General features: G+C 33.9%; 4 protein-coding genes. 2 read left to right on the plus strand and 2 right to left on the minus strand.

What is annotated here, in order from left to right:
* Positions 1 to 141: 141 nt before the first annotated feature.
* A complete protein-coding gene (locus IHO13_RS04615) occupies positions 142 to 1,434 on the minus strand; it encodes a TomO hydrophobic C-terminal domain-containing protein (RefSeq protein WP_225538488.1) in 1,293 nt (430 codons plus the stop codon).
* Positions 1,435 to 1,998: 564 nt separating this feature from the next.
* Positions 1,999 to 2,295 carry a hypothetical protein gene (locus IHO13_RS04620; RefSeq protein WP_225538489.1) on the minus strand — a complete coding sequence of 99 codons (297 nt, stop codon included), beginning with the start codon at positions 2,293 to 2,295 and terminating at the stop codon, positions 1,999 to 2,001.
* Between the two features lie 660 nt (positions 2,296 to 2,955).
* Here IHO13_RS04620 and IHO13_RS04625 point away from each other — a divergent pair.
* Both IHO13_RS04625 and IHO13_RS04630 read left to right on the plus strand, forming a co-directional pair.
* The gene (locus IHO13_RS04625; RefSeq protein ID WP_225538490.1) at positions 2,956 to 3,771 is read left to right on the plus strand and encodes an SGNH/GDSL hydrolase family protein; all 816 of its coding nucleotides are present in this window, start codon (positions 2,956 to 2,958) and stop codon (positions 3,769 to 3,771) included.
* On the plus strand, positions 3,723 to 3,965 hold the full coding sequence (locus tag IHO13_RS04630) for a hypothetical protein (protein ID WP_225538491.1): 243 nt from the start codon (positions 3,723 to 3,725) through the stop codon (positions 3,963 to 3,965). Before IHO13_RS04625 ends, IHO13_RS04630 begins: the two co-directional genes overlap by 49 nt.
* Positions 3,966 to 4,140: the final 175 nt, after the last annotated feature.

The raw sequence follows: 4,140 nt of genomic DNA on the forward strand, positions 1-4,140 counted from the left end.
TTCTATCTTGATGTTTAATATGGTAGATCCTAGTATCAAGTACTGGAATGACACCACTTTTGCTTCAATATTCACCATGCTTCTGATAGATATAACACTATAACTCGCACTTTTAAACCTGCTAAAGGTAGAGATAAAACTCTACAGACTGCTTTCAAGCAATCGCTGATTGTCTTGTTGATCAACTTTAACATTGCTAAGTGCAGTATTTGCTTTGTACAAATAGTAGCACCCTAATGCAAGAAAAACCGACGCAGCTACAGCAAGTGTAGTACATATTACTAAATAAGGTGTTGCTAAACTTGCACCAACAGCAGACACCCCAGATAATATGAAAGAAGCATAGGCATAATTTACCTTACCTTTTACTCCTTGAACATTTACCACTAGAGGTTTTCTGTCTTGACTATCCTTCAGCTCTTTATTTCTGCTCTGAAGCTGCTTCTGTAGATCTTTGATTTGACTTTCATTTGCACTTTTAAGTGCTTCTAACTCCTGAGCTTTACTCTCTAATTCTTTATTTTTGTTCTCAAATTCCTGCAGTTTTATCTTTAGGTTGTTGTTTTCATCTTCAAGTGCTTTCAGCTGTTGAGTTTTATTTTTCAGTTCTTCATCTTTACTTTTAAGTTTTGCTTGCAGACCTTTGATTTGACTTTCTAGCTCGCTTTTGCTCTGAAGCTGCTTCTGTAGATCTTTGATTTGACTTTCATTTGCACTTTTAAGTGCTTCTAGCTCCTGAGCTTTACTCTCTGATTCTTTATTTTTGTTCTCAAGTTTCTTATCTTTTTTATTCAAGCTTTGCTTAGCACTATTTAGATCCTTATCTAGTTGATTCTTTTCTTCAGTAGGTTTAGTTGCTTGATTATTTGACTCTTTGATTCGATCTTTTAGCTCATTTTTGTCTTGAAGTTGTTCCTCTTGTAAGTTCTCGATGTACTGTTCATTTCTACTTACGTGCATTTTATCCTCCCTAGAACTACGGCTTATAGGATTTTCCATTAAATCCCACACTCTACTTAAGATATCACTTTTTTCTCCTTCTGCAAGAATATTTTTTACTGTCTGTTGACTAGCGCCAAAACTCGCAGATTGGTTTTTGCTATAACGTAAAGCTGGATTTAATCTAGCAATATCTCTAAGTTTTTTAAACTGAACATCTCCTTCTAGAGATGGTTTTGCAATTCCACTACTTCCACCTGCTGGAATTTTGCCTAGGAGAAACTTCAATATGCCGATATATTGTGTAGAAAAAGTCTCCAGATGCTGAACTTTTGTTATGCCCTTTTTATAGCTTAGTCCTGCAACATTTCTGTCATTAGATTCATGTGAACTAGGTGAAGTTGGCTCTCGCTGTGGCAAATTCTGTTGAGAAGACCCCAACCAAACTGGATTTGTTGCTGCATTAGTGGAATCCTGCACGACTTTTCTGAACATATCCATCACAGTCTATAAAGACATTATATATAGTGTATGGTATAGATTACTCTAATACAAGCATAATTTTTCACTGAGACACTCTACACATTTTACAAAGGGAATTTATATCTTCTCTCCTTTCATACCTTAAAAATAAAAATCAACTCTTTGTTATAGTATTCTCTGACTTTAAGTGACCAAAAGCCTACCCTCCCTATTAATAAACATATAGGTATTACTAGCATGGATCTAATCATTACGTCAGTCCCATAAAATGGCTTTCCATCGACAATTTTGCCGTTCCAACAAAAATTCATTGTATTTGCAATAACGACATGAAAAAAATAACCAAAACTCATAACTATGAATTACTTATGGATCCTGCACTTGCTACCGCATCATTTTCCATACAACTTACAACTTTAGCAACCAAAGCAAGTTGGTAAGTGGAAATGAGGCCAATAAAGAATAATACATATGCCAGAGGTGAGTTGATATCGAATGTAAAAAGTAACGAGAACACAATTATCATAGCCATAGCACAAGAAATTATTATCTCATAGTGCTTGGTTGGATTCTTTGCTAATATATAAGGAATAATAGATGTCCAGAGCCAAAGCCTATCAGTATCCACTTTGAGATACTATATGCAACATGTCTATTTATGACATACATCTCATTCAAGAGCGATGCAGACCACGCGTTTGCAAAGCCTTCTAACGGTTCAACCATAAAACTGCCAAACAAACCTATCAATAAAATGTTTTCATTAAATATAACTTTGCCTAAATTTTTGATGTTTAATTTTTCGCCTGAGGTACCAACTTTAGTATAGATATAAAGGTAGTTAAAGCAAGCAATAATCCAAATGTTATACATGCATTCAGTGCATAATCTCATCCGAATTTATCAAATAAGATATGTGGTGGTTTAGCGGCAAATATACCACCTAAAATGCCAATAATAACCGATATGCTGAACATAATGGCAAATTTTTTCTACGACAATAGATGCTTATTATTTTAAAGAGTCCGAGTGCTGAAGCAGAAGATCCAGTACCAGTAATTACTCTCCCAACAATAGAATAACTCTAATTGTTAGAACTGACTAAAGGCAAAGCATCCAAAGATGTCAGCATAATGCAAGCAAGTATGATAATTTTGGAACCAGATCTATCCAGAAGAATACCCACAGGAATATGCGCTAACACATAGCCTACATAGTATAGTCCACAAAATTGTCCTATTTTCTGTTGTTCCTATGTTAAACTTTACCATCAATTCAGGAGCTACAACATTTAGAATTACACACAATATGTATTGATATGCATAAAACAGGGATACTAGCAACCATATTAAGAAATTTCTCTGCAGCACTGTCTTACTTTAAACTTGGAATGTAGGTGTTTTAGTTATGAAGAGCAAGTTTTATAGTAAGAAACTGCAAAAAAATTGTGTAATCTAATCACTACTCTTTGCTTTTTTTTATGAGTCTCATACTAAACAACACGATCATATATTAATCTATTTAATAAACATCATGGTAAACAAAAATAACAATTTTAAGTATAAAAATCTTTATATTCTAGGTGACAGTTTATCTGATAATGGTGCACTTTGTGGAATTTTAGAGACATTCTCCTTTGCAAAAAACGTGAAATTTGATGAGCCTTTTTATCAAGGAAGGTCTTTTAGCAATGGCCCTGTTGCTGTTGAATACGTAGTAAAACACTTAGATTTAGAAGAGTTTAAACCTGGATGGAGTTGCTCATTTCTTGGTAAATGTCACGAACAACAAGGCCAAAACTATGCAGTTTCATATGCAGCAGCATCTGAAATTTCTGATCCCATTTATTCCTATTTCTTCAACAAATTTCGTTTAGCTAACCAACTAGATGCGGTAATTAAGCATCATCCAGACATAGGTGAAGAAGATTTATTTTTCATCATGATTGGCGGAAATAACATCATGGTTGTTACCGCTTATTACGATACTAAAGGAGAAGAAGTAATAGAACAAGCAGTTAGTGAAATATATAATGTATTTAAGGTTCTAAACGAGTATGCTATCAAGCACGTAGTTGTTGCAAATGCGCTAGACATTGGCTTAATACCAGCTTTCAGTAGAAATAAAGAAGCAAAGGAACTAGCTACAAAACTCACAGAGAGCTTCAATGTAAAATTAGCCAATGGCTTGGATAATATGAGGAAAAGTATAGGTCTTGAAATAAAAACATTCAACCTTAATTCTAAAACGAAAAACATGCTCGATAAATACAAGAGCGAAGGTTTAAATTATCAAGATGCATGTATATCGGATGTTGCAGACCAACTTGGGGACTTAAGGAAAATATAAAAATACTATCAAAACTGGTATTCAAAGGAAAACTTGACGCTCACTATAATCCTGGATGTGGCAAAGAAACGCTAGAGAGTCATTTCTTTTTTGATTATTTCCACTCAACTGCAGAACCTCACTATGAAATTGGTAATGAAGTATACGAGTTAATTAAAAATGATGAATGTGAGTCAACTAACGCTGAACAATAAGAAAATATGCTTTTATAATTAGGACCTTATACTAAGTCTCACTTATTATACCAAATCTCAGTGGTAAGTTGAAAAGTTTCCTTGCGATTAGAGATTTAGCAAATTTATTATGTATCTTGTTTAATTTCCCGATAACGAAAGTTGGCATAATCTTTATATTTAAGAAATTTACCAA

The sequence above is a fragment of the Wolbachia endosymbiont of Mansonella perstans genome, assembly GCF_020278605.1.
In the GTDB taxonomy this organism is placed as follows: Bacteria; Pseudomonadota; Alphaproteobacteria; order Rickettsiales; family Anaplasmataceae; genus Wolbachia.

What these genes read in the sequence shown, in the direction of transcription:
- IHO13_RS04620 (WP_225538489.1), bottom strand. Translation starts at nt 2,295, where the DNA reads ATGTATAACATTTGGATTATTGCTTGCTTTAACTACCTTTATATCTAT.
- IHO13_RS04630 (WP_225538491.1), top strand. Translation starts at nt 3,723, where the DNA reads ATGTATATCGGATGTTGCAGACCAACTTGGGGACTTAAGGAAAATATA.
- IHO13_RS04615 (WP_225538488.1), bottom strand. Translation starts at nt 1,434, where the DNA reads ATGTTCAGAAAAGTCGTGCAGGATTCCACTAATGCAGCAACAAATCCA.
- IHO13_RS04625 (WP_225538490.1), top strand. Translation starts at nt 2,956, where the DNA reads ATGGTAAACAAAAATAACAATTTTAAGTATAAAAATCTTTATATTCTA.